This is a genomic window from Rudaea sp. 3F27F6, from assembly GCF_005503555.1.
In the GTDB taxonomy this organism is placed as follows: Bacteria; Pseudomonadota; Gammaproteobacteria; order Xanthomonadales; family Rhodanobacteraceae; genus Rudaea.
This window is the reverse complement of sequence record NZ_SCNG01000003.1, coordinates 508,117-531,679: the sequence shown is the minus strand read 5'-3', so window position 1 is coordinate 531,679 and position 23,563 is coordinate 508,117. Positions and strand designations below refer to the sequence as shown.

Genomic DNA, 23,563 nt, shown 5'->3' with positions numbered 1-23,563 from the left:
TCAATCAGGCAGCTTGAAGTCGGCGACCGAGCGGCGCAGGTCGGCCGAAAGCTGCGCGAGGTTGCCGATCGACTCGGCGGTGTGGCTCGCGCCGGAAGCGGTCTGCGCGGTGATGTCGGAAATGACGTTCATCGTCTGCGACACGCTGGCGACCTCGGCCGACTGGCGTTGTGCGGTAATAGCAATGTTTTTGATCTGCGCGGCGAGATTGCCCGACACGCTTTCGATTTCGCCGAGCTGCGTACCCGCCTGTTCGGCGAGCTTGGCACCGCTGACCACTTCGCTCGTGGTCTGTTCCATCGAGGCGACCGCTTCGTTGGTGTCGACCTGAATCGCGCTGACCAGGGTTTCGATACGCCGCGTCGCCGCCGACGCGCGTTCGGCAAGGCGCTGCACTTCGTCGGCGACGACCGCGAAACCGCGGCCCGCTTCGCCGGCCGAAGCCGCCTGGATCGCCGCGTTGAGGGCGAGGATGTTGGTCTGTTCGGCGAGGTCGTTGATCAGTTCGACGATCGTACCGATTTCCTGCGAGGACTCGCCGAGGCGCTTGATGCGCTTGGACGTGTCTTGAATCTGCTCGCGGATCGAGTCCATGCCGGCGATCGTCTGGCGCACGATCGACGCGCCGCGGCCGGCGATGCGCACCGAGCTTTGGGCGACGTCGGCGATGTCGGCGGAATTCTTCGACACGTCGCGTGCGGAACCGGCGATCTCGTTGACCGCGCTCGACGCGCTCGTGATCTGGCGCGCCTGATGTTCGGCCGCGTCGGACAGGTGCAGCGCGGTCGCCTGCGTTTCGTTGGCCGCGGCCGAGACCTGCACCGAGGTTTCGTTGATCGTGGTGACGAGCGAACGCAGCGCGTCGATCGCGTAGTTGACCGCGTCGGCGATGGTGCCGGTGAAGTCTTCGGTCACCGTCGCCTTGACCGTCAGGTCACCGTCGGCGAGCGAACCCATTTCGTCGAGCAGACGCTGAATCGCCGCTTCGTTGCGCTTGTTCAGTTCGGCGCTCGACGACAGGCGCGTGCGCTGGTCGCGGAACAGTTTGAGAGCGAGGAAGAGGACGAGGAAGATCGCGACCACGGCGGCCGCGAGACCGATCCACAGGTTCGGGCTCGGGAACGGGCGCGTGCGGTCGAGCGCGGCGATGTGCTCGGACAGCGGATCGGCCTTGAACAGTAGGGTCTGCGAGTCGATCGAGGCCTTGTCCGCGGCCTGCTTGACCGTCTGCAGAATCGGCGCGGCTTCGAGCAGCTTGGTCACCGAAGGCGCGAGGTCGATCCACTGCTTGTTGATGTCGTTGAGAATCTCGCGCGCGCTGGCGCCGTCGATCGCGCGGATGTTGAGATCGCCGTTGCCGTTGATCAGGCCGCCGAGGACGACGCCGTAGAACTGCGAGTCGCGCTGCAAACCGGCGGCAGCCGAAGGCGAGTCTTCGCCACCGGCGACGATCGCCTGCGCGCGGCGCTGCATGCGGTCGGCGTAGAGCATCTGGCGCGAGGCCGTCACCACCTGCGAGGCCGGCGCGCCGCGTTCGATGAGGATCTTCACCACTTCGTCCATGCGCGAGTTGAGCACGGCGGTCTTGCGGTTGAAGTCGTCGGTGCTCGCCGCGGTGCTGAGCACCTGCTCCTGGCTGTCGAGCACCTTGCCCGCGTCGCCCGAGAGCTGGGTCCAGGCCTGGTCGAGCTCGGCGAAGTCGTTCTTCAGCGTCGGCAGGTTGGCGTAGCCGGTCATGCCGGTGCGCGCGTCGCCGTTCTTCAGGCGCGTGAACAGGTCGGAGATCGTATCGCGCGTGTGCTTGAGGCTGGCGAACGCGTCGAGGTTGCCGCCGGCCGCGTCGTTACTCTGGCGCGACAACTGCTGCGACAAAACCTGGATACGCGTGACCAGGGCGCTCGCTTGCGCATCCCGGTCCGCATTGATCGACAGCAAGATGAAGTCGACCACCGCCACGATGATACTGACGACGAGCAAGGCCACGAGCAGGCCAGTGAACCCGCTCGCGCGCTCGGCGCCGCTACCTGCCCCTGTACTCATCTACCGCCACCTCGCTGTTGCGTTGCCACACACACGGCATGGGATCCTTGCCGCGAACGAAAACGCTACGCCGCCGCCTGCGCAAACTCACTTGCGCGGACCAGCGTCGTCATACTGAACCGTGCCCACTGCGCGTCGCCGAGCGCGTAGTGCTCGATGACATAGCGCGCGAAACCGTCGTCCGCCTGCTGCGCGGGCGCACCCGTGCGCTGGTCGGCGCTGAAGTTGCGCTGGCCGACGACTTCGTCGACGAGCAGGCCGACGCTGCCGCCGCTCTGGCGCACGAGCAGCACGCGCGTGGAATCGGAAACGCTGGTCGCCTCGCCGGAAAGCAGATCCTTGAGGTCGATCAGCGGAATCAGGTTGCCGCGCACGCTGGCCACGCCGAGCATCCAGCTACGCGCGCCGGGCACGCGGGTGACGTCGGGAATCGAAAGAATCTCGTTGACCTCGGTCAGGCTCGAAACGAGATTGCGCTCGCCGATGCGGAAACCGACGCCGCGCCACAGGCTCGCCGCGGCTGCGGCACGCGCGCCGGCGGCCGAACCCGAGTGGGCGAGACTGCGCCGCTCGTAGTCGGCGAGGATCTCGAAGGGGGATTTCACCGGATCGGTCATGCGCGTGTGCCTTCCTGGGAATTCTGCGCGGGCTGCCGGTTCAGCGCGTCACGTGACGACGGATCGCGCCGAGCAGTTCTTCGCGCGTGAACGGTTTGGTCAGATACTCTTCCGAGCCGACGACGCGGCCGCGCGCCTTGTCGAACAGGCCGTCCTTCGAGGACAGCATGATCACCGGCGTCGCCCGGTAGGTTGCGTTGTTCTTGATCAGCGCGCAGGTCTGATAGCCGTCGAGGCGCGGCATCATGATGTCGACGAAGATGATCTGCGGACGATGATCGGAAATCTTCGCCAGTGCTTCGAAGCCGTCGACTGCGGTGATCACTTCGCAGCCTTCTTTCTTGAGCAGCATCTCGGCGGTGCGGCGTATCGTCTTCGAATCGTCGATGACCATCACCCGCAGACCCGCCAGCTCCACCCCGCTTGCAGCTTGTTCCACGCGTTTTCCTCCAGCCTGCTTTGACCCGCCGCGGTTCCCACGCGTCGAGCGAGCGAAAAACCGTTTCGTCCGCCGGTGCGCCACGGCCAAGCCGCACGGAAAAGACAAACGATCGAGTAGGTATGCCGTTTAATCTCAAGCGCGAAGCCCTGTCAAGCAATTCGTCGACCAGGGCGCATTCGTGACGCATGTCGCCCGCCGGCATCGTCGATGCCGCACGCGACCATCATCTGCAAGTCCCCCTTGAACCTTCGGTTAGTATAGACAGGCCGCAGCGGACGCACATGTGCGCTGGATCACGCTTTCGCCGCGCCATTCAACAGAATTGAAACATATCGACGCAGTTCGCAACGGTAGCCCGATGACCACGACCCTGGCCGTGCTGATGGACCCGATCGAGGCCATCCACATCAAGAAAGATTCGACCTTCGCGATGCTGCTCGAAGCGCAGCGACGCGGTTACCGCCTGCTCTACCTGACCCAGGACAGCCTCGCCCTGCGCGGCGCCGAGCCGTGGGCGCACGCGGCGGCGCTGCAGGTGCGCGAAGACCCGCACGACTGGTTCAGCCTGGCCGAGCCGGAGTGGGTCGATCTGCGCAAGGTCGACGTGATCCTTGCGCGCAAGGACCCGCCGTTCGACTCGCAGTTCCTCTACGACACCATGGTGCTCGAACTCGCCCAGGCCGGCGGCGCGCAGGTGATCAACGATCCGCGCGGCCTGCGCGATGCGAACGAAAAACTCTTCGCCCTGCACTTTCCGCAATGTATCGCGCCGACCCTGGTCGCGCGCGATGCGCACGAGCTGAAGCGCTTCGCTCACGAGCAGGGCAAGATCGTGCTCAAGCCGCTCGACGGCATGGGCGGGCGCAGCATCTTCCTCAGTTCGGGCGACGATCCGAATCTCAACGTGATCCTCGAAACCCTGACCGACGAAGGGCGCGAATTCGCGATTGCGCAGAAATTCATCCCCGAGATCAAGGCCGGCGACAAGCGCATTCTGCTGATCGACGGCGAGCCGGTTCCGTATGCGCTCGCGCGCCTGCCGCAGGGTGATGAGTTCCGCGGCAATCTCGCACGCGGCGGCCGCGGCGAAGGCCGGCCGCTGTCCGAGCGCGACCGCTGGATCGCCGCCCAGGTCGGTCCCGAGCTGGTCAGACGCGGCATGCGCTTCGTCGGCCTCGACGTGATCGGCGACTGGCTCACCGAAATCAATGTCACCTCGCCGACCTGCATCCGCGAGCTCGACGCGCAATTCGGCCTCAACATCGCCGGGCAGTTGTTCGACGCGATCGAGCGCGGCGTGCCGCGCGCATGAAGGACAGCAAGAGCCTCTTGCGCCACGGATTGCACGGATGAACACGGATAAGATCAAAAATCTTCATTCCTCTATCCGTGCTCATCCGTGCAATCCGTGGCAAAACCGCCTTCTCCGAAATCGCCAATGAATGCCAAGGTCGGAGCGGGCGAGCGCCTCAGCGTCACCTTGCTGTTTTCGATCATCGCGCATGCGGTGATCGTGCTCGGCCTCACCTTCGAATACGTCAAGCCCGCGCCGCGCCTGCCGTCGCTCGACGTGATCCTGGTGCAGTCGGCGAGCGGCAAGAAACCCGAGAAGGCCGACTTCCTCGCCAACGCGAACAACGAAGGCGGCGGCACGAGCGAGAAAGCCGTGCGTCCGACCGATCTCGTTTCCGCACCCGTGCCGAAGGCGGACCCCGGCATCGCGCCGATGCCGATGGAAACCGGCGCGCGCGAACCGCAGCCGGCGAGCGAGCGCGAAGTGCTGACACAGAAAAAATCCACGTTCGCCGTGAACACGCAGACACAGACGGTCGAGCAGCCCGACACGGCCGACCCGAACCCGCGCGCGCAGACCGACCGCAAACTGGAAATGGCGCGCCTGGCGAACGAGCTGCAGAACCAGACCCAGGTCTACGCCAAGCGGCCGAAGAAAAAATATATCTCGGCGAACACGAAAGAAGCCGCCGACGCGGCCTATCAGGCCGGATGGGTCGCGCGCATCGAACGCATCGGCAATCTCAACTATCCCGACGAGGCGCGCCGCCAGCAGTTGCAGAACGGCAAAGTTTTGACCCTCATGCTCACCGCGGGTATCCGCCGCGACGGCAGCCTGTCCAGCGTCGACATCGTGCAGAGCAGCGGCTTCAAACTGCTCGACGAAGCGGCGATGCGCATCGTCCGCCTCGCCGCGCCATTTCCGCCGCTGCCGTCGAACATGGATTACGACGAGCTGTACATCACGCGCACCTGGGAATTCCAGCCGGGCGAAGTGCTGAAAACGCGCTGACGCTACAGCGCGGTCAGTCCGGCTCGCGCCAATGGCCGTTCGGGCCTTGCCAGCGCCATTCCAGGCCGATGTGGAAACGCTCCGGCTCGATGCGCAGCACGAGAGGCTGCACGCCGGCCGAAGAATCGATCAGCAGGCTCTGCTTTTCCGTGTCGAGCGCGTCGGCGTAATCCGAAACGAGAAAGCCGTCGAGCAGCCAGCGAAACGCCTCGGCGAAATCCATGCAGACTCGGCCCGGCTTGAGCAGCCTGTAGTCGCCGCCTTCCTGCGAAATCCATCGATAGTAAGGCTTGTCGCCGCAGGTCGAATTCGGCGGCGGCGAATAGAGCAGGCCGCCGAGGCCGTCGCCGACTTCGGTGAACAGGATCGTGCTCGCACGCAGACGCTCGCGCTGCTTCGGCGAATATTCTCTGGCCATCGCTTCGTCCGGCGTACCCCAGGACTTGCGCATCTGCGTGTCGGCGTCGGCGATGTCGGTCGCATCCATCGTGTAGTGATCGCCGACGCGCATCGCGCCGACTTTGCCGAGCAGCGACACGAAGTCGGGCGGCAACTTGAATCCGAGCCGCTTTTCCGCCGCGACGATGTCGGCTTCGCGCGCCGGCTTGACCGTCTCGATGGCGGACGCGGCGGCCTCGCCGAGATGTTTCGCCGCGAACGCCTTCGCCGCCGGGATAAATTCCGCCATGCGCGCGCCATAAGGTTTGCCGGCCTGGTTCAACAGGCCGCCGACCGGCGCGAAATCGACCAGCGACCAAGTCTGCGTGCCCTTGCGCAGGTAGCGTTTCTGCGTCTGCCAGTGCACGCCGCCGTATTCGCCGCGCACTTCGAGTGCGGCGGCGTCGGCCGGCAGCTCGAACCGGCACGCCGCGGTCTTGCCGGTATCGTCCGCGGCGCTCGCGATCTTGATCTCGCAGAGCTTGCGCGTGTTGGCGTACAAACCGAGATCGGCGCTCTCACCCCGGTTCAGCAGCGGATACACCTCGACGGTCGCCGCCTGCGTCACGGCGGCCAGTCCGAGCGCGCAGCAGGCGCCCCAGCGGGCGAGTTTTCCACTCAGCATTGCAACTCCCATTGACCCCGTTCGCCGCGCGCAGCCGATGCCGGCGCGACTGTTCCATTCTATTCACTGGTGCCCCTAGGCGCGCGGTCCGGCCCGTGTCCGCATCGACGTTGTCGTTCCGTCACCGATCCGCGACAGCGACACGCTACAATTGCGCCGTGCGCGCCCTCACTGCCCTTGCCAACCAATTTCTCATCGCGATGCCGAACATGCGCGATCCGAGCTTCGTGCGCAGCGTGGCGCTGATCTGCCAGCATTCGAGCGAGGGGGCGATGGGCGTCGTGGTCAATCGCCTGTCCGAGTACCGCCTCGGCGACGTGCTCGCGCAGATGGGCCTCAAGTCGTCCTACGCCGAAGTCGAAGATGCGCCCGTGCTGATCGGCGGCCCGGTGCAGCCCGAACGCGGCTTCGTCCTGCATTCGTCCGACGGCACCTGGGAATCTTCGTACAAGGTTTCCGACACGCTCAGCGTGACCACGTCGCGCGACGTGCTCGTGGCGATCGCCGAAGGGCGCGGACCGCGCCAGTCCGTCGTCGCCCTCGGCTACGCGGGCTGGGGCGCCGGCCAGCTCGAAGAAGAACTCAAGCAGAACGCGTGGCTGACGACGGAGCCCGACGAGCGCATCCTGTTCGACATGCCACTGGAACAGCGCTGGGACGCCGCGGCGAAACTGATCGGAGTCAGTCTGGCGAACCTGTCGAGCTTCGCCGGCAATGCGTAGCGCTCCGACCCGCAAGGGCTCAGTGGGTGCGGCCCGGTTTTTGACACAGACGAGCGATCGCATCGCCGCGACGCTATTGCAATGAGCGCCGCGACCGTCGTCCTCGGCTTCGACTACGGCGCGCGCCGCATCGGCGTCGCGGTCGGCAATCGCGTCACCGGCACCGCGCGCGCGCTCGACGTCGTCGGCAACGGCGCCAACGGACCCGACTGGACGCGCATCGCCGCGCTGCTGCGCGAATGGCGCCCCGACGCGCTGCTGGTCGGCCTGCCGCTGACCCTCGACGCCGGCGAGCAGGCGAACAGCCAGAACGCGCGCGCCTTCGCCGCCGCCCTGCACGAACGTCATGGGCTGCCGGTGGAAATGGTCGACGAACGCCTGACTTCGCGCGCCGCGTCCGAGCGCTTCGCCGAGCGCCGCGCGGGCGGCAGTGCCAAGCGCAAGCATGCCGCGGCGCTCGACGCGATCGCGGCGGAAATCATTGTCGAACAATGGCTGCGGCAGTGAAGTTTCGGGTTTGCGATTTGGTATTCGACACAGCAGAAACAGAGCCAAAGCTGAAACACGGAAAATACGGAGGAAGAAACGTCATTAGGGAGTCTTTGAACAACTCTGATTTTGAACAACTCTGATTTCGTCAAACCTCGTCATCCCGAAGATCTCGTCATTCCAGCGAAAGCTGGAATCCAGCTTTTATGCGGATTGGGTGAAGAGCTGGATCCCAGCTTGCGCTGGGATGACGAGCAAATCAGAACTCCACGAAGTACTTCGAAGTACTTCGTCGTTTGTCTCCACGTCCTGCGTGCTCTGCGTGTTTCAATCTTTCTTCTCTTCGATCTTCACCAAACATCTCGTTAGCGACCCGCCTCCCAGGTAACTTCGACAAGCCCGACACGATGAACGAACTGCAACTCGCCGCCGACGGCCGCCTGCGCCACCTGATCACTCTCGCCGGATTGCCGCGCACCGCGCTCGAGCGCCTGCTCGACCGCGCCGAGGCGATGCGCCGCGACAGCCACGGCGGCGCCCGTCCGCTCGACCTGCTCGCCGGGCGCACGCTGATCAATCTGTTCTTCGAGCCGTCGACGCGCACGCGCACTTCGTTCGACCTCGCCGCGCAGCGCCTCGGCGCGCTCGTCATCAACTTCGACATCGAACGTTCGTCGACGGTTAAGGGCGAAAGCCTGCTCGACACGATCGACACGCTCGAAGCGATGCACACCGACGCCTTCGTCGTGCGCCACAAGGAATCGGGCACGCCGGAAACGATCGCGCGCCATCTGCGCACGCGCGCGGCCGTGCTCAACGCGGGCGACGGCAATCATGCGCATCCGACCCAGGGCCTGCTCGACGCACTGACCCTGAGCCGGCACGTCGACGATTTTTCCAAGCTCAGCGTGGTCATCTGCGGCGACATCCGCCACTCGCGCGTCGCGCGTTCGGACGTGCACGTGCTGCGCACGCTCGGCGTGCGCGATCTGCGCCTGTGCGCGCCGGCCGAGCTGCTGCCCGACGCCGATTCGGCGGAGTTCGGCCAATGCACGCTTGTCGAGGATTTCGACACGGCGGTCGCCGGCTGCGACGCGGCGATCATGCTGCGCCTGCAGAAGGAGCGCATGGAAGCCGCGGCGATTCCGTCGGAGGCCGAATACTTCGCGCGCTACGGCCTCACCGCCGCGCGCCTCGCCCGCGCCAAGCCGGGCTGCCGGGTCATGCACCCGGGCCCGATCAACCGCAACGTGGAGATCGCCGACGAGGTCGCCGACGGCGCGCAGTCGCTGATTCTCGAACAGGTCGCCAACGGCGTGTTCGCGCGCATGGCCGTGCTCACCGAATTGCTCGAAAGCCGCTAAGGGAATTCCGCGCAGACCGGAAAATCGATCGGCGCCGCGCCCGGCATCGGCGAAAACGGCAAATCATCTGACTGTTTTCCGCGCCTTTGCGTGATACCTTCTTGCGCGCTTTCGCGCCGTATTTCGTGCCGAACTTCAGAATGGAGATACTCGTGAACAAGGTTTGTCGCCTCGCCCTACTCGCCCTTCCGGTCGCCATCCTCGCCGCCTGCGCCAAGCCGCCGCAGCCCGGCAATGACGCGCCGCTCGCCTACGCGCCGGCGGACACGCCCTACGCCTACGCCAATCTCGAGCCGCAGCCGAAGGCGATGGTCGACTGGTCCTCGCGCCAGATGCAGACGGTGTGGCCGCTGTTCATCGATATGTACAGCCATCTGGCCAACGACACCTCCAAGCTCGACGGGCGCTCGAAGAAGATCATCGCCGCCGTGCTCGACGAATTGCGCGGCCGCGACACCGCGGACAAGCTGCGCGAGATCGGCTACAAGTCCGACGCACGCATCGCCATCTACGGTGTCGGTCTGATCCCGGTGCTGCGCGCCGAACTGTCCGATCCGGCCGCGTTCAAGGGCATGATCGCGCGCGTCGAGAGCAAGGTCGGCGAGCAAATCGCGACCGGCAAGACCGGCGAGCAGGAATACTGGTATTTCGGCGACAAGGACGCGCAGCTTGTGATCGCCGTGCAGGGCGCGCAACTCGTTGTGACCCTCTGGGCGACCGACGCGACCGACGACGCCAAGCAGTTGCTACTCGGCATGAAGAAGCCGGAGAAGAACCTGCTCGACGCCGGCACCCTGCAGGCGATCCAGAAAAAGTATAATTTTTCGCCTTACGGCGAGGGCTACATCGATTTCGCCGCGCTGGCCAAGCGCCTGTCGAGTGCGCCGACCGGCGCCGATCTCGACATCGCCAAGGCGATGAAGCTGCCGACCACAGCGGCGATCGACAATCCGGTCTGCGCCGCGGAAACGCAGGCGCTCGTGCAGAAATTCCCGCGCGCCGTGTTCGGCGCCGAAGCGATGACGCCGCCGCAGATCAAGATCGTCGCGCAGCTCGAAACCGAATCGGCGCTCGCGCAGGCGCTGATGGCCGCGTTCACCGCCGCTCCCGGTACAGGCGCGGCGGCCGAGGGACTCGTCGACATCAGCATCGCGACGCCATTGCTCAAGCTCAAGGACTATTGGCTCAAGCAGGCCGACGCGGTCGCGGCGAAACCGTTCGCCTGCCCCGACTTCGCCGAACTGAACGAGATGTTCGCCAAGTCGAAGGCCAAGCTCAGCACGACGATCCCGCCGCCGTTCAGCGACCTCACCGGCGTGCGCCTGACCCTCGACAAGCTCGACCCGCGAAAGGACTCCAAGGTGCCCGACATGGCCGCGCGCCTGTTGGTCGGCTCGAACAATCCGCTCGCCGTGATCGGCATGGCGCAGATGGGCGTGCCGCAGTTGAAGGACTTCCAGATCAAGCCCGACGGCAAGCCGGTCGCGCTGCCCGACGGCCTCATCCCGGCGTCCGCGCAGGTACCGCCGGTGTTCGTGGCGATGACCGACAAGGCGATCGCAATCTCGTCCGGTGCCGGCGAAGACGCCAAGCTCGGCAGCTATTTCGCCGCCGCACCGAGCGCGACGCCGGTGTTCTTCCGCATGTACTTCTCCGGCGCGCTCTACGGCCTGCTCGGCAAGTACTCGGACACGCTGCTCGCCAGCATGCCGGCCGACCAAAAAGACACTTTCGGCGACCAGACTAAACTGTTCGCGATGTACGAGAAGATGATCCGCTCGGGCGAGTTCACTTTCGAGATCAACGCGAACGGCGTCGGTATGCGCGAGACGATCGAACTCGGCGACTGAACCGAAGGCGGAGCGCAGGGACGCGCTCGCCCACCGGCCGCTCAAGCGACGCGGCGCGCCTCGATCACATTGGGCACGCCGATCAGACGCCCGAGCAGCGAGGAGAGCTGCTCGAAATCGGCGACGCGCACGGAAAAGTTCATCGTCACCAGACCCGTGGTCGCGTCGACGCGCGCGTTGACCGCGATCAGACTGATGTTGGCGCCGGCGATGACGTTGGTCACGTCTTTGTGCAGACCCTTGCGGTCGTAGCCGCGCACGACCAGATCGACGTCGTAGTCGGCCTTGCGCGCGCCGCCCCATTCCACTTCGATCGCACGGCTCGGATCGCGCGCGCGCAGGCGCGCGAAGCTTGCGCAATCGGCGCGGTGGATTGAGACGCCGCGCCCTTGAGTGATGTAGCCGGCGATCGCGTCACCCGGCAGCGGCTGGCAGCAGCGCGCCATCGTGGTCAGCAGGTTGCCAACGCCTTCGATGACGATCGCGTCCTTGTCGCGCTTCGGCGCGCGCACGGGTGCGGGCGCGACGACCGGCGCCGGCGCGGGCGCCTGTGCCTCGTGCAGCATGCGCGCGACATGGCCCGCAGTGATATCGCCGAGCGCGAGCGCGATAAGGAACTCATCGAGAGTCTTGAAGTGAAAGCGCGCAGGCAGCGAGTCGAGTTCGACGTTGTGCAGAGCGAGGCGCTTGAATTCGCGTTCGAGAATTTCGCGGCCAGCGGCGAGATTGACGCCGTGGTCGATGCGCTTGAACCACGCGCGCACCTTGGCGCGTGCGCGCTGCGTGGTGAGGAATCCCGACTGCGCGTTCATCCAGTCGCGACGCGGCTCGGCGGCCTTACCGGTGAGGATCTCGACGCGGTCTCCCGACGCCGGCTGGAAGGTCAGCGGCACGATGCGCCCGTTGACCTTGGCGCCGCGCGTGCGGTGGCCGACGTCGGTATGCACGGTGTAGGCAAAGTCGAGCACGGTCGCGCCGCGCGGCAGATCGACCACTTCGCCGGCCGGCGTGAGCAGATAGGCGCGATCTTCGAGCAGGTCGGTCTTGAAACCGTCGAGCAGCGCGGCCTCGTCGCCCGGTTCGTCCTTGGCTTCGAGCAGAGACCGCATCCAGGCGACCTTGCGCTCGAAGCTCTCGTCGGCGCCACCGCCGATGGGAAATCCGGCGGCCCCGGGCCGACGACTTTCGTCCCTCGCCCGCGAAGCGGGAGAGGGGGGGACCGTCTGCGCAGCAGACGGTGGAGTGAGGGAAGAAGAAACCGCAGCGGCGGTTGCTTCCTTGTAGCGCCAGTGCGCAGCGACACCGCGCTCGGCGAAGGCGTGCATATCGTGCGTGCGGATCTGCACTTCGAGCGTCTTGCCCTGCGGGCCGACGACCGCGGTGTGCAGCGACTGGTAATTGTTGCCTTTCGGCCGCGCGATGTAGTCGTCGAACTCGCTCGGCACCGGCGGCCATAGCGTATGCACGATGCCGAGCGCGGCGTAGCACGAGGCCACGTCGTCGACGAGCAGGCGCACCGCGCGGATATCGTAGAGCGCGGAGAAATCGCCGCCCTTGCGCTGCATCTTCTTCCAGATCGAATAGATGTGCTTGGAGCGCCCGGCGATATCGGCCTTGATGCCGGCGTCCTTGAGCGCGTGGCGCAAAGTGCGGATGGTCGTCTCGATGAAACTGTCGCGCTCGCTGCGGCGCTCGTCGAGCAGGCGCACGATGCGCCGGTAGGTGTCGGGCTGCAGATAGCGGAACGCGAGGTCTTCCAGCTCCCATTTCAACTGCCAGATGCCGAGCCGGTTGGCGAGCGGCGCGTGGATGTCGGCGGTGAGCTGGGCGAGTTCGCGGCGCTGCTCGGGTTCGAGCTTGTCGGCCGCGCGCAGGCGCGCGAGCTGGCGCGCGAGCAGGATGAAGACGACGCGCAGATCCTTGATGATCGCGAGCAGGAGGCGCCGCAGTCCTTCCGCGTTGCCGCCGCCGCTGCGCGCCTTGTGCAGGGCGCCGACCTTCTCCGCGGCCTGCTGGCCTTCGAGCAGATCGCGCAGGCTTGCCGGTAGCTTGGCCAGGCGCGCGGCGTCGGCCGCCGCACCGCTCTGCTGCAAGCTGTGCAGCACGTAGGCGACAAGCGTTTCGCGATCGAGGTCGAGCGATTCGAGCAGTTGCAGCGTGACCAGCATCTCGGCTTCGGCGCCGGCGATCGCCGCCTCGGCTTCGGGCTGCGCCGCGAGCGCGGAGATCAGGCTGAGCGCCTCGTCCGTCCCGCCGTCCGCCGCCGCACGCGCCAACCATGCCGCCAGCGATCCGGATTTTTGCGTGACCGATTTCATAAACGAATTCTACCGGCAATCCGCAGCGGCGGCCGAAACGCCGGCCGCGGCGGACGCGTGCGCAGCGCCTGCGCGAGCCGCTACAATGGCGGCGTCGCCTGAACCGAGAATATCGTTATGCGTCGCATCGTCGGCCTTGCCCTGTTCCTTGTCGCCTTTGCAGCGGTCGCCGCTGAAACTCCTTCGCTCGAAGAGCGCATGTCGAAGGACGAATTCCGCGCCGCGGGCCTCGAAAAGCTCTCGCCCGCCGAACTGAAGACGCTGAACGACTGGCTCGCCGGGCATCAGCCGACCAAGATCGTGACCAAAGAAGTCACGTCCGACGGCCGGCCGGTGTTCTACCCGAGCAATGTCAAAGCGGAGCCGGTCAGCGACCGCATCAACGGCAGCTTCTCCGGCTGGTACGGCAAGACCATCTTCCGCCTCGAAAACGGCCAGGAGTGGACGCAGGCCGAATCGGGCCAGTTCTCCAACGGCAAGTACGATCATCCGAAAGTGAAGATCAAGCCGATGCTGCTCGGCAGCTGGCTTATGTATGTCGAGCCGTGCGGCTGCAGCGTGCGCGTCGAGCGCACGAAGTGATCGGATAAGGTTCGCTGCGATCCGGCCGGGAAACCGCACGCGTTTCCGCGCATCGATCGCAGCGTGCCGCCGCCGAAACGAACGAGCGCCTGCTCGAACCGATAAAGCGCCGCGGCGAATTCCTCCGCCGCGAGCGCAAGCACCGACAAAGTCTTTTCTTTGCGCGAGGCTGCCGGCACTCCCCCCGGCTACATCTTTTTTGATCAGCGCTGCGCAGCGAATCCGCCCGCGCCGGACTACAGATCCTCGACGAGCTTGTTGAGCCGCTTCGGCGACACCGTCTCGGCGGTTCTCAGTTCCTGGGCGAACAACGAGACGCGCAACTCCTCGATCAGCCAGCGCAGTTCATCGAGCTTGGCCGGATCGGCATCGCCGCTCGCCTTGCGCAGCAGGTATTCGCGCCAGTAGCCGCGCACGGTCAGCATGCGTGCTTGATCGCGCGTCGCATCCTGGCGCAGGCGTTCCGCGCGCAGGCGCATCGCCTTGAGATAGCGCGGGAAGTGCTGCAGATGGACCTTCTTCGCTCTGCGCACGAAGCCCGGATAGACCAGTTCGCCCATCTGCTCGCGCAGGTCGTCGTAGTTGGCCTTGGCGTAGCCGATCAGCGGCGGTTCGAGCCACGGCGTGAATTCGGCATAGGCGCCGAGCACTTCCTCGACCAGCTTGAGCCACTCGACCGCGGTTGCGAACAGCTTCCCACCGATCTCGGCTTCGGCATGGCGGAACGCGGTGCGCGTGCGCAGATCGAGATCGTACGCATCGAGCAGTTCGTTGAGCGCAGCCTCGACGATGTCCTCACGCAATTCGTCGACGCTGGCGATGCCGGTGTATTTGAGCGCGAGCCGGCGCTCGATCGGCAATTGCCGGCGCGCCTGTTTGATTTTCTCGTGCAGCGCGCGGCGCAACAGGCGGCGCACGCCGAGCAGGTGCGCGTCGCGCGCCTCGTCGGCGCGTTCGAATACGCGCAGGGCGACCGCGTCGCCGAGATCGACCAGCGCCGGAAACGCGACCAGATTGCCGGCGCTGACTACGCGCTCAGGGATATCGTCGAAGTCGAATTCGGCCACGTCCTCGCGCGCGAGCTCGACGTCGGCGCGGCGCGAGAACGCGGCGTTCGCGGCGCCGCCCCAGGCGGTGCGGATGATTTCGACGTCACGGTCTTCGGCGAGAGTCTTGCTGCTCTCGTCGTAGACACGGAAACGCATGAGGAAATGCGCCGGCAAGTCGAGGCCGGCGAAATCGGCGGCGGCAACCTCGATGCCGGTGACGCGCTTGAGATACGCCGCAAGCGCATCGAGCAGCGGCGCATCGCGCGGCGGTTCGGCTTCGACAAAGGCACGCGCGAAATCCGGGGCGGGCACGAAGTTGCGCCGCAGCGCTTTCGGCAGCCCGCGGATCAGCTCGGCGATTTTTTCCGGCAGCAGGCCGGGCACGAGCCATTCGCAGCGCCGCGCCGGCACTGCGTTGACGAAGGCGAGCGGCACCTGCAAGGTCACGCCGTCCGCGGGGTCGCCCGGCACGAAGCGATAGTCGAGCTTCAGCTTGTGGCCCGCGCAGTCGAGCTGGGTCGGGAAATCGGCCGCGCGCAAGCCGGGCCGGCTTTCCAATACGTCGTCGAGCGACCAGCGCAGCGCCGCCTGCTCGGCCGCCGACGCGCGCCGATACCAAGCGTCGAACGCGGCAGCGGTGCTGATCTCCGTCGGCAGCTTGCCGCGCAGAAAAGCGACGAGGTCGTCCTCGTCCTTGACCAGGCCGCTGCGCCGCTGCTTGGCTTCGATCTCGTGCGCTTCGGCGAGTACGCGCGCGTTGGCCCGCACGCAATCGGCGCGGCTGTCGATCTCACAGCGCGCGAGCGCTTCGCGCAGAAATACTTCGTGCGCCTCGGCGGGGTTCTGCGTGCCGAACTGCACGCTGCGCTTCTCGACCAGGGTCAGGCCGAACAGCGTCACCTGCTCGAACGCGAGCACGGCGCCGCGCTTGCGCGACCAGTGCGGCTCGCGCCAACTGCGCTTGACCAGATGCGCGGCCTGCTGCTCGATCCATTCGGGCGCGACGTCGGCACAGAGCATCGCGTAGACCTTCTGCAGGTCGAGAATCTGCCCGGACAGCAGCCAGCGCGGCGGTTTCTTGGCGAGCGCCGAGCCCGGGAAAATCTGATAGCGGCGCTCGCGCGTGCCGCGGTACTGGTTCTTCTCGTCCTTTAGCGCAACCTGGGTCGGCCAGCCCGAGAGCAGGCTGCGGTGCACGGCTTCGTAGGAGTCGGGATTGGGGTTGTGCGACTGTGGATTCGCCGGATCAGGTGCGGCAACCGGCTTGCCTTTGGCCAATCCCGCATCGCGGCTTTCCGATCCCGGCTCGTCCGCCAGCAGCAGTTGCCGATGCAGCTCGCGCCACTCACGCATGCGCAGGTACGAGAGGAAACGCGCGCCGCACCAGTCGCGCAGTTTCGACTGGGTGAGATCTTCGTGGGCGAGCGCGTGCGCATGCCAGAGGTTGAGCACGCTGATGAAATCGGATTTCGCATCGACGAACTGCGCATGCGCCGTATCGGCTGCCTGGCGCGCGTCGGGCGGCCGCTCGCGCGGGTCCTGGATCGACAGGAAGGCGACGAGGATCAGCAGTTCGCGCGACACACCGAGGCGCTGCGCCTCGACCAACATGCGCGCAAGCGCCACGTCGATCGGCATCTGCGCCATGCGCCGGCCGATGTCGGTGAGTACGAATTGGGCAGCACTGCCGCGCGCGGAGGTTTCCTCGTCTTCCGCGGTCGCGCGCACCGCGCCGAGTTCGACCAGTCGCCGCCAGCCGTCGCCGATCGCGCGCGGGTTCGGCGCTTCGACGAACGGAAATTTCTCCACCTCGCCGAGCTTGAGGCTGAGCATGCGCAGAATCACGCCGGCGAGCGAGGAACGCAGAATCTCGGGATCGGAATACTTCGGCCGCGCGGTGAAATCGTCCTCGGCGTACAGGCGCAGGCACACGCCCGGGCCGACGCGTCCGCAGCGGCCCTTGCGCTGCTCGGCCGCGGCCTGCGAGATCGGCTCGATGTGCAGGCGCTCGAGCTGGCTGCGCGGCAAATAACGCTTCACGCGCGCGGTGCCCGTATCGATCACGTAGCGGATGCGCGGCACGGTCAGCGAGGTTTCGGCGACGTTGGTCGCGAGCACGATGCGGCGCGCGCTGCCGGGTTTGAACACGCGGTCCTGCTCGGCCGCGGACAGGCGCGCGTACAACGCCAGCACCTCGGTCGCGCGGTAGTTGCGCCGGCTCAAGGCCAGATGCGTATCGCGAATCTCGCGTTCGCCCGAAAGGAAAATCAGCGCGTCGCCGCGCGGGTCTTCACGCGTGATTTCGTCGACGGCGGCGACGATCTGCTCGATCTGGGTCGGCGTGTTGCGTTGAGAAGCGGAAGATAAATCGTCGCGGCCTTTGGCCGCGTAGTGTGCAGGAGGACGCCAGCGCACCTCGACCGGGTAGCTGCGGCCTTCCACCTCGACCACCGGCGCATTGCCGAAATGCGCGGCGAAGCGCGCGGTGTCGATCGTCGCCGAAGTGACGATCAGCTTGAGGTCGCGCCGGCGCGCGAGCAGGCGCTTCAGATAACCGAGCAGGAAATCGATATTGAGGCTGCGCTCGTGCGCCTCGTCGATGATGATCGTGTCGTAGGCGTTGAGCCACGGATCGCCCTGCGTCTCCGCAAGCAGGATGCCGTCGGTCATGAATTTGATCAGGGTGCGCTCACTGGCCTGGTCGGTGAAGCGCACCTGGTAGCCGACGAGCGCGCCGAGTTCGGTGCCGAGTTCGCTGGCCACGCGGCGCGCGACGCTGCGCGCGGCGACGCGGCGCGGCTGCGTGCAGCCGATCAAGCCGGCGCGGCCGCGGCCGGCGGCCAGGCACAGCTTCGGCAACTGGGTACTTTTACCCGAGCCGGTTTCGCCGGCGAGGACGACGACTTGATGCTTGCGGATCAGCTCGACGATCTCGTCGGCGCGCGCGGCGATCGGCAGCGCTTCGTCGATGCGGATCTCGGGCACGCCGGCGACGCGCGCGGCATAGCGTGCGCGCGCGGCCTCGGCACGCGTGCGCCAGCGCGCGAGCGCGGATTCGTCGGCGGACGGCGCGGCGGCGAGACGATCGAGATCGCGCGCCAGCGCACGGCGGTCGCGCAACAGTGTCTCGTCGAGCTGCGCGCGCAGCGCGGCCAGTTCGGGTTTGAGCGAAGAACGGGGTTTCAAGGCAGTTCCAGATCCGTTCGCAGCGGGCGTCGCGCGGAAAGCGCGCGGTCCGGGCCCGGCGCAGGTTCCGGCCCGGATCGAATCCGTACCGGACGCTGCGCGCCAGGCGGCCACGCTCGCTTGCAAACGATTAGCTTCAATTTTTCATCCGATAGGCATTTTCTATCGGCGGCATCGCATCAATTCATTTCACACTCGTGCAAGGCGGGGATTATAGTGTGTCGCGTCCCCCACCGGAGAGCGACATGTCCAAGTACAAGACCCGCATCGACATCAAATCGAAATTGCGCGACAGCATGATCGAACTGCTCAACGCGCAGCTCGCCGACACGCTGGATTTGTATACCCAGGTCAAGCAGGCGCACTGGAACGTCAAGGGCCCGCACTTCATCGCGCTGCACGAACTCTTCGACAAACTCGCCGAGCAGCTCGAAGATCCGGTCGACGACATCGCCGAACGCATCACCTCGCTCGGCGGCGTGGCGCGCGGCACGGCACGCATGGCCGCCGCCGACTCGCGCCTGCCCGAACTGCCGCTCGCCTCGCACGACGGCCTCAAGCTGGTCAGTGCGCTCGCCGACCGTTACGCCGCGCTCGGCGCGACCACGCGCGCCGCGATCGAAACCTCGGGACGTGCCGGCGACGCCGACACCTCGGATCTGTTTACCGGCATCTCGCGCGAGCTCGACAAGGCGCTCTGGTTCCTCGAAGCGCATCTCGGCTGACATGGCGCGCGGCTTGGTCGTCGAGCACGTTCGCCGCGCTTACGCGGCGACATCGGCGACGACCTTGTTGCGCCCCGAGTGCTTGGCCGCGTAGAGCGCGCGGTCGGCGCGCTCGATCAGAGTTTCGAGCGCGTCGCCGGCACGCAGGTCGGCAACGCCGACGCTGACGCCGAGGCGTACCAACGCCACCGTGGGCAGATCGCGTTCGACGCATTCGCGTATGCGAGCCGCAATGGCTCCGGCCTCGGCCGCCGGTGTGTTGCGCAGCAGGGCGACGAATTCGTCGCCGCCCCAACGGCAGACGAGATCGCTGCTGCGCAGTGCACCGGATAGCGTCGCCGCGAAGCCGCGCAGGATTGCATCGCCGGCGGCATGGCCCTGGCTGTCGTTGAGCTGCTTGAAATGATCGAGATCGAGCACGAGCGCGGCCATCGGCTCGGCCGCGGCATGCGCCGCGGCGATTGCCGCCTCGGCCAGCGCGACGAAGCGCCCGCGTGTCGGCAGGTCGGTCAGCGCGTCGGTCTGCGCAAGCGTCTCGATGCGGCGCTGGAAGCGGCGCATGGCCCAGCCGACGATGCCGAGCACGACGACGGTGACCAGCAGCGAAATGCCGAGATTGAGCGCGAGCGCGCTGCGGATGCCGCCGAGCGAAGCATCCTCGGCCTTGTCGACGAACAAGTACCACTCGAGTTCGGGGATGTAGCGCACCTTGACGTAGTGGTGGCGGCCGTTGCCGTGATACTCGTAGGTGCCGTCGGCGAGCGTCGGCAGTTGCTCGCTCAGTTCCCTCATCTCGGCGAAATCGTCGAGCACGCTGGTGCCGGGCTGACCGCCGGGCGCCGAGCCCATCATGATCTTGCGCTGGCGGTCGGTGAAGAAAATCGTGCGCTGGTAACGCTCCTGGTATTGCGCGATCAGGCTCGCGACCGAATCGACGGTGAGGCCGAGGCCGGTGAAGCCGAGAAATTCTCCGCGTGCACTCTCGACGCGCGCGTTGATGAAGATCGTCAGCCGGTCCTTGTTCGCGGTGTCGTGGTCGATGTCGATCTTGTACGGCGCCCCCGCGTCGCGCTCCTGGTAGTACCAAGCGTCGCGGCCGTCGGGCGCGGTAATCGTGCGTATGAGGCCGTTCGCGTGGTAGTAGCCGCGCGTGCGCTCGGAGACGAAGAACGCGGTGAACACGTCGTTGCGCTTCATCATCTCGCTGAGATAACTGCTCATCAGCGGCACGTCTTTCTCGCCCTGCTCGACCCAGTGGAGCAGGAACGCGTCGTGCGCCATCATCGACGACATCAGCGTCGGCCGCACCAGGTCTTTCTGGATTTCCGAGTAGATATTGTCCGAGGTCAGCGGCAGCTCAGTGCCGGTGATCGCCTCGCGGATCGACGCGCGCGAAATGAAGTAGCCGGCAAGCGACGTGCCCATCAGCCCTGCGCAGAGCACGACGGCGAGAACGGCGAGAATGCGCGAACCCGGCGCCGCCGCGAAAGATTTCACTACCTGCACGATTTACATTCCCGTCGCATGCCGATGTTGCCCCGGCCGCGCTTGCCGCCGGCAGCGCTGTGCACGCGGCCGCGGGTCGACATGCGCAGTGAAGGTCCGTCTGCGCCGGAATTGCCCAAAACAGGGTCGGCGACCATTTTACAGGCAAGCCGCGAACGCCGACGAATGGCCCCTGTGACGGCGCGAAGGTTGGTCCCTGCAATCGCCGCGCCATCCGCGCGCGATGCGCCGGACGCTGTTTCGTTATCGCCTCACGGAATAAGCGCGCCGCTCTGAACGGCGCGGTTTTGCACCATAATGCGCCGATGCCATTGGATCGCCCTACTCTGACGCACCTGCAACGCCTCGAAGCCGAAAGCATCGACATTCTGCGCGAAGCCGCCGCCGAGTCCGAACGGCCGGTCATGCTCTACTCGATCGGCAAAGACTCCTCGGTCATGCTGCATCTGGCGCGCAAGGCGTTCTTTCCGTCGCGCGCGCCGTTTCCGCTGCTGCACGTCGACACGACCTGGAAATTCCGCGACATGTACGCGATGCGCGAACGCGCCGCGCGCGAGTCGGGCATGCAGCTCATCGTGCACAAGAACCCCGAGGCCGAGGCGCTCGGCATCAACCCGTTCGACCACGGATCGGCCAAGCACACCGACATGTGGAAGACGCAGGGGCTGAAGCAGGCGCTCGATCTGTACCGCTTTGACCTCGCCTTCGGCGGCGCGCGCCGCGACGAGGAAAAGTCGCGCGCCAAGGAGCGCGTGTTTTCGTTCCGTTCGGCGCAGCACCAGTGGGACCCGAAGAACCAGCGTCCCGAACTCTGGCGCCTGTACAACACGCGCAAGAACGCCGGAGAGTCGATCCGCGTGTTCCCGCTGTCTAACTGGACCGAACTCGACATCTGGCAGTACATCTATCTCGAAGATATTCCGATCGTACCGCTCTATCTCGCCGCCGAACGGCCCGTGGTCGAGCGCGACGGCATGCTGATCATGGTCGACGACGAACGCTTTCCGCTCGCCGCCGGCGAGAAGCTGCAGCGGCGCAGCGTGCGCTTCCGCACGCTCGGCTGCTACCCGCTTTCGGGCGCGATTGAATCGACGGCGAACACTCTGCCGCAAATCATCCGCGAGATGCTGCTCGCGACGACGACCGAACGTCAGGGCCGCCTGATCGACCACGACGCGAGCGCGTCGATGGAGAAGAAGAAGGCGGAGGGATATTTCTGATGACTGCTGCCGCATTTTCCTTGCTTGTCGTTCCCGCGCGCTTCCGGCGGGAATCCAGCGCCTTTGCGTCGCGAGTCAGAGTCACTGGATTCCCGCCAGGAGCATGCGGGAATGACGAGCAGGGGTTTCTCTCGTCATGAACGCCGCCGTGCTGCCGCCCGACCGCGCCCTGATCGAAAACGACATCGAGCAGTACCTGCGCGCGCACGAGAACAAATCGCTGCTGCGCTTCATCACCTGCGGCAGTGTCGACGACGGCAAGAGCACCCTGATCGGACGCATGCTGTTCGACGCAAAGGCGTTGCTCGACGACCAGCTTTCCGCACTCGAGGCCGATTCCAAGCGCGTCGGTACGCAGGGCGACGACCTCGATTTCGCCCTGCTCGTCGACGGCCTTTCCGCCGAGCGCGAGCAAGGCATCACGATCGACGTCGCCTACCGCTTCTTCAGCACGGAGAAGCGCAAGTTCATCGTCGCCGACACGCCGGGGCACGAGCAGTACACGCGCAATATGATCACCGGCGCGTCGACCGCCGATCTCGCCGTGATCCTCATCGATGCACGCAAAGGCGTGCTGACGCAGACGCGGCGGCACAGCTACCTCGTCTCGCTGGTCGGCATCCGCCATGTCGTGCTCGCGATCAACAAACTCGATCTCGTCGGCTATTCGCAGCAGCGCTTCGATGAGATCGACCGTGAATACCGCGCCTTCATCGAGCGCCTCAACGGCAGCATCGAACAGGTGACCAGCATTCCGCTGTCGGCGCTGCGCGGCGACAACATCTCCGAGGCGAGCGCGAACACGCCCTGGTACACGGGGCCGAGCCTGCTCGAATTCCTCGAAGACGTGCCGATTTCCGCCTCCACCGTCGTCGCGCCGCTGCGCATGCCGGTGCAATGGGTCAACCGGCCGAACCTCGATTTCCGCGGCTACTCGGGCCGCATTCTCGGCGGCGCGGTCAAGCCGGGCGATGCGGTGCGCGTGCTGCCTTCGGGCAAGACTTCGACGGTCGCGCGCATCGTCAGCCTCGACGGCGACAAGGCGCAGGCCATCGAAGGCGAATCGGTCACCCTGACTCTCGCCGACGAGATCGACATCAGCCGCGGCGACGTGATCTGCGCGGCGCAGGAGCCGGCCGGCCTCGCCGACCAGTTCGAGGCGACGATCGCCTGGATGAGCGAAGAAGCGATGCTGCCGGGCCGCTCGTACCTGGTGAAGATCGGCGCGAGCACGGTCGGCGCGTCGATCTCGAAGCCGAAATACGTGGTCGAGGTGAACACGCTCGACCGCCTTGTCGCCAAGACGCTCAACGTCAACGAAGTCGGCGTGTGCACGCTGACCCTCGACCGCGCGGTGGCGTTCGATCCCTACGCGGAAAACCGCGACATGGGCAGCTTTATCGTCATCGACCGGCTCAACAACCACACGATCGCCGCGGGCACCCTGCACTTCGCCCTGCGTCGCTCGCAGAACATCCACTGGCAGGCACTCGAAGTCGACAAATCGGCGCGCGCGCGGCTCAACGGGCACAAGCCCTGCGTGCTCTGGCTCACCGGCCTGTCCGGCAGCGGCAAGTCGACGATCGCGAACCTGGTCGAGCGCAAGCTGCACGCGCTCGGCGTGCGCACCTACCTGCTCGACGGCGACAACGTGCGCCACGGCTTGAACAAGGATCTCGGCTTCACCGCCGCCGACCGCATCGAGAACATCCGCCGCATCGGCGAAGTCGCCAAGCTCATGGTCGACGCCGGCTTGGTCGTGATCACCGCGTTCATCTCGCCGTTCCGCTCCGAGCGCAAGCTCGCGCGCGACATGGTCAACCAGGGCGAGTTCTTCGAGATCTTCGTCGATACGCCGCTCGCCGTCGTCGAGGCGCGCGACCCCAAGGGCCTGTACAAAAAAGCGCGACGCGGCGAACTGAAGAACTTCACCGGCATCGACTCGCCGTACGAAGCGCCCGAGGCGCCCGAACTGCATATCGAAACCCAGAAGCTCAGCGCCGAGGCCGCGGCCGATGCGATTTTCGTCCATCTGCGCAGGCGCGGGTGCCTCGATTCGATCAAATAGTTCGCGCCGAACCCGCG

17 protein-coding genes are annotated in these 23,563 nt (G+C 65.9%); 10 read left to right on the top strand and 7 right to left on the bottom strand.

What is annotated here, in order from left to right; genetic code table 11:
• The 3 genes from FFS30_RS14830 to FFS30_RS14820 form a co-directional block, all read right to left on the bottom strand.
• A complete protein-coding gene (locus FFS30_RS14830; protein WP_137913935.1) occupies positions 1–2,040 on the bottom strand; it encodes a methyl-accepting chemotaxis protein in 2,040 nt (679 codons plus the stop codon).
• Positions 2,041–2,105: 65 nt separating this feature from the next.
• Entirely contained in the window at positions 2,106–2,657 is a 552-nt protein-coding gene (locus FFS30_RS14825; RefSeq protein ID WP_137913934.1) for a chemotaxis protein CheW, read from the bottom strand.
• A gap of 40 nt (positions 2,658–2,697) precedes the next feature.
• Positions 2,698–3,051 (bottom strand): response regulator, encoded by a 354-nt coding sequence (locus FFS30_RS14820; protein WP_137914070.1) that lies wholly within the window; start codon positions 3,049–3,051, stop codon positions 2,698–2,700.
• 406 nt (positions 3,052–3,457) lie between these two features.
• Here FFS30_RS14820 and gshB point away from each other — a divergent pair, with 406 nt between their 5' ends.
• Both gshB and FFS30_RS14810 read left to right on the top strand, forming a co-directional pair.
• Entirely contained in the window at positions 3,458–4,411 is a 954-nt protein-coding gene (gene gshB, locus FFS30_RS14815) for a glutathione synthase (RefSeq protein ID WP_137913933.1), read from the top strand.
• 126 nt (positions 4,412–4,537) lie between these two features.
• Entirely contained in the window at positions 4,538–5,404 is an 867-nt protein-coding gene (locus FFS30_RS14810) for an energy transducer TonB (protein WP_137913932.1), read from the top strand.
• Between the two features lie 13 nt (positions 5,405–5,417).
• On the opposite strand, the gene FFS30_RS14805 is transcribed toward FFS30_RS14810, so the two are convergent.
• Positions 5,418–6,467 (bottom strand): SMI1/KNR4 family protein, encoded by a 1,050-nt coding sequence (locus FFS30_RS14805; RefSeq protein ID WP_171014636.1) that lies wholly within the window; start codon positions 6,465–6,467, stop codon positions 5,418–5,420.
• A gap of 158 nt (positions 6,468–6,625) precedes the next feature.
• Here FFS30_RS14805 and FFS30_RS14800 point away from each other — a divergent pair, with 158 nt between their 5' ends.
• The 4 genes from FFS30_RS14800 (at position 6,626) to FFS30_RS14785 (ending at position 10,892) form a co-directional block, all read left to right on the top strand.
• On the top strand, positions 6,626–7,189 hold the full coding sequence (locus tag FFS30_RS14800) for a YqgE/AlgH family protein (RefSeq protein ID WP_283235215.1): 564 nt from the start codon (positions 6,626–6,628) through the stop codon (positions 7,187–7,189).
• An 81-nt stretch (positions 7,190–7,270) separates the two neighbouring features.
• Positions 7,271–7,696 carry a Holliday junction resolvase RuvX gene (ruvX, locus tag FFS30_RS14795; protein WP_137913930.1) on the top strand — a complete coding sequence of 142 codons (426 nt, stop codon included), beginning with the start codon at positions 7,271–7,273 and terminating at the stop codon, positions 7,694–7,696.
• 389 nt (positions 7,697–8,085) lie between these two features.
• On the top strand, positions 8,086–9,042 hold the full coding sequence (locus FFS30_RS14790; RefSeq protein WP_137913929.1) for an aspartate carbamoyltransferase catalytic subunit: 957 nt from the start codon (positions 8,086–8,088) through the stop codon (positions 9,040–9,042).
• A gap of 152 nt (positions 9,043–9,194) precedes the next feature.
• Positions 9,195–10,892, top strand: a complete 1,698-nt coding sequence (locus tag FFS30_RS14785) for a hypothetical protein (protein ID WP_137913928.1) — start codon at positions 9,195–9,197, stop codon at positions 10,890–10,892.
• 41 nt (positions 10,893–10,933) lie between these two features.
• Here the strand turns inward: FFS30_RS14785 and FFS30_RS24245 are convergent, their stop codons facing one another.
• Entirely contained in the window at positions 10,934–13,210 is a 2,277-nt protein-coding gene (locus FFS30_RS24245; protein WP_249352480.1) for a bifunctional (p)ppGpp synthetase/guanosine-3',5'-bis(diphosphate) 3'-pyrophosphohydrolase, read from the bottom strand.
• A gap of 117 nt (positions 13,211–13,327) precedes the next feature.
• Here FFS30_RS24245 and FFS30_RS14770 point away from each other — a divergent pair, with 117 nt between their 5' ends.
• Positions 13,328–13,792, top strand: a complete 465-nt coding sequence (locus FFS30_RS14770; protein ID WP_137913927.1) for a hypothetical protein — start codon at positions 13,328–13,330, stop codon at positions 13,790–13,792.
• A gap of 236 nt (positions 13,793–14,028) precedes the next feature.
• Here FFS30_RS14770 and hrpA read toward each other — a convergent pair whose 3' ends face one another.
• Complete coding sequence (hrpA, locus tag FFS30_RS14765) at positions 14,029–18,027, bottom strand: ATP-dependent RNA helicase HrpA (protein WP_137913926.1); 3,999 nt, start codon at positions 18,025–18,027, stop codon at positions 14,029–14,031.
• A 245-nt stretch (positions 18,028–18,272) separates the two neighbouring features.
• On the opposite strand from hrpA, the gene dps reads away from it, so the two are divergent.
• Entirely contained in the window at positions 18,273–18,752 is a 480-nt protein-coding gene (gene dps / locus FFS30_RS14760) for a DNA starvation/stationary phase protection protein Dps (RefSeq protein ID WP_137913925.1), read from the top strand.
• Positions 18,753–18,791: 39 nt separating this feature from the next.
• Here dps and FFS30_RS14755 read toward each other — a convergent pair whose 3' ends face one another.
• The gene (locus FFS30_RS14755; RefSeq protein WP_212742483.1) at positions 18,792–20,249 is read right to left on the bottom strand and encodes a sensor domain-containing diguanylate cyclase; all 1,458 of its coding nucleotides are present in this window, start codon (positions 20,247–20,249) and stop codon (positions 18,792–18,794) included.
• 314 nt (positions 20,250–20,563) lie between these two features.
• Here FFS30_RS14755 and cysD point away from each other — a divergent pair, with 314 nt between their 5' ends.
• Together cysD and cysN are read left to right on the top strand one after the other, a co-directional pair.
• Entirely contained in the window at positions 20,564–21,478 is a 915-nt protein-coding gene (cysD, locus tag FFS30_RS14750; RefSeq protein ID WP_137913924.1) for a sulfate adenylyltransferase subunit CysD, read from the top strand.
• Positions 21,479–21,614: 136 nt separating this feature from the next.
• Complete coding sequence (cysN, locus tag FFS30_RS14745; protein ID WP_137913923.1) at positions 21,615–23,546, top strand: sulfate adenylyltransferase subunit CysN; 1,932 nt, start codon at positions 21,615–21,617, stop codon at positions 23,544–23,546.
• Positions 23,547–23,563: the final 17 nt, after the last annotated feature.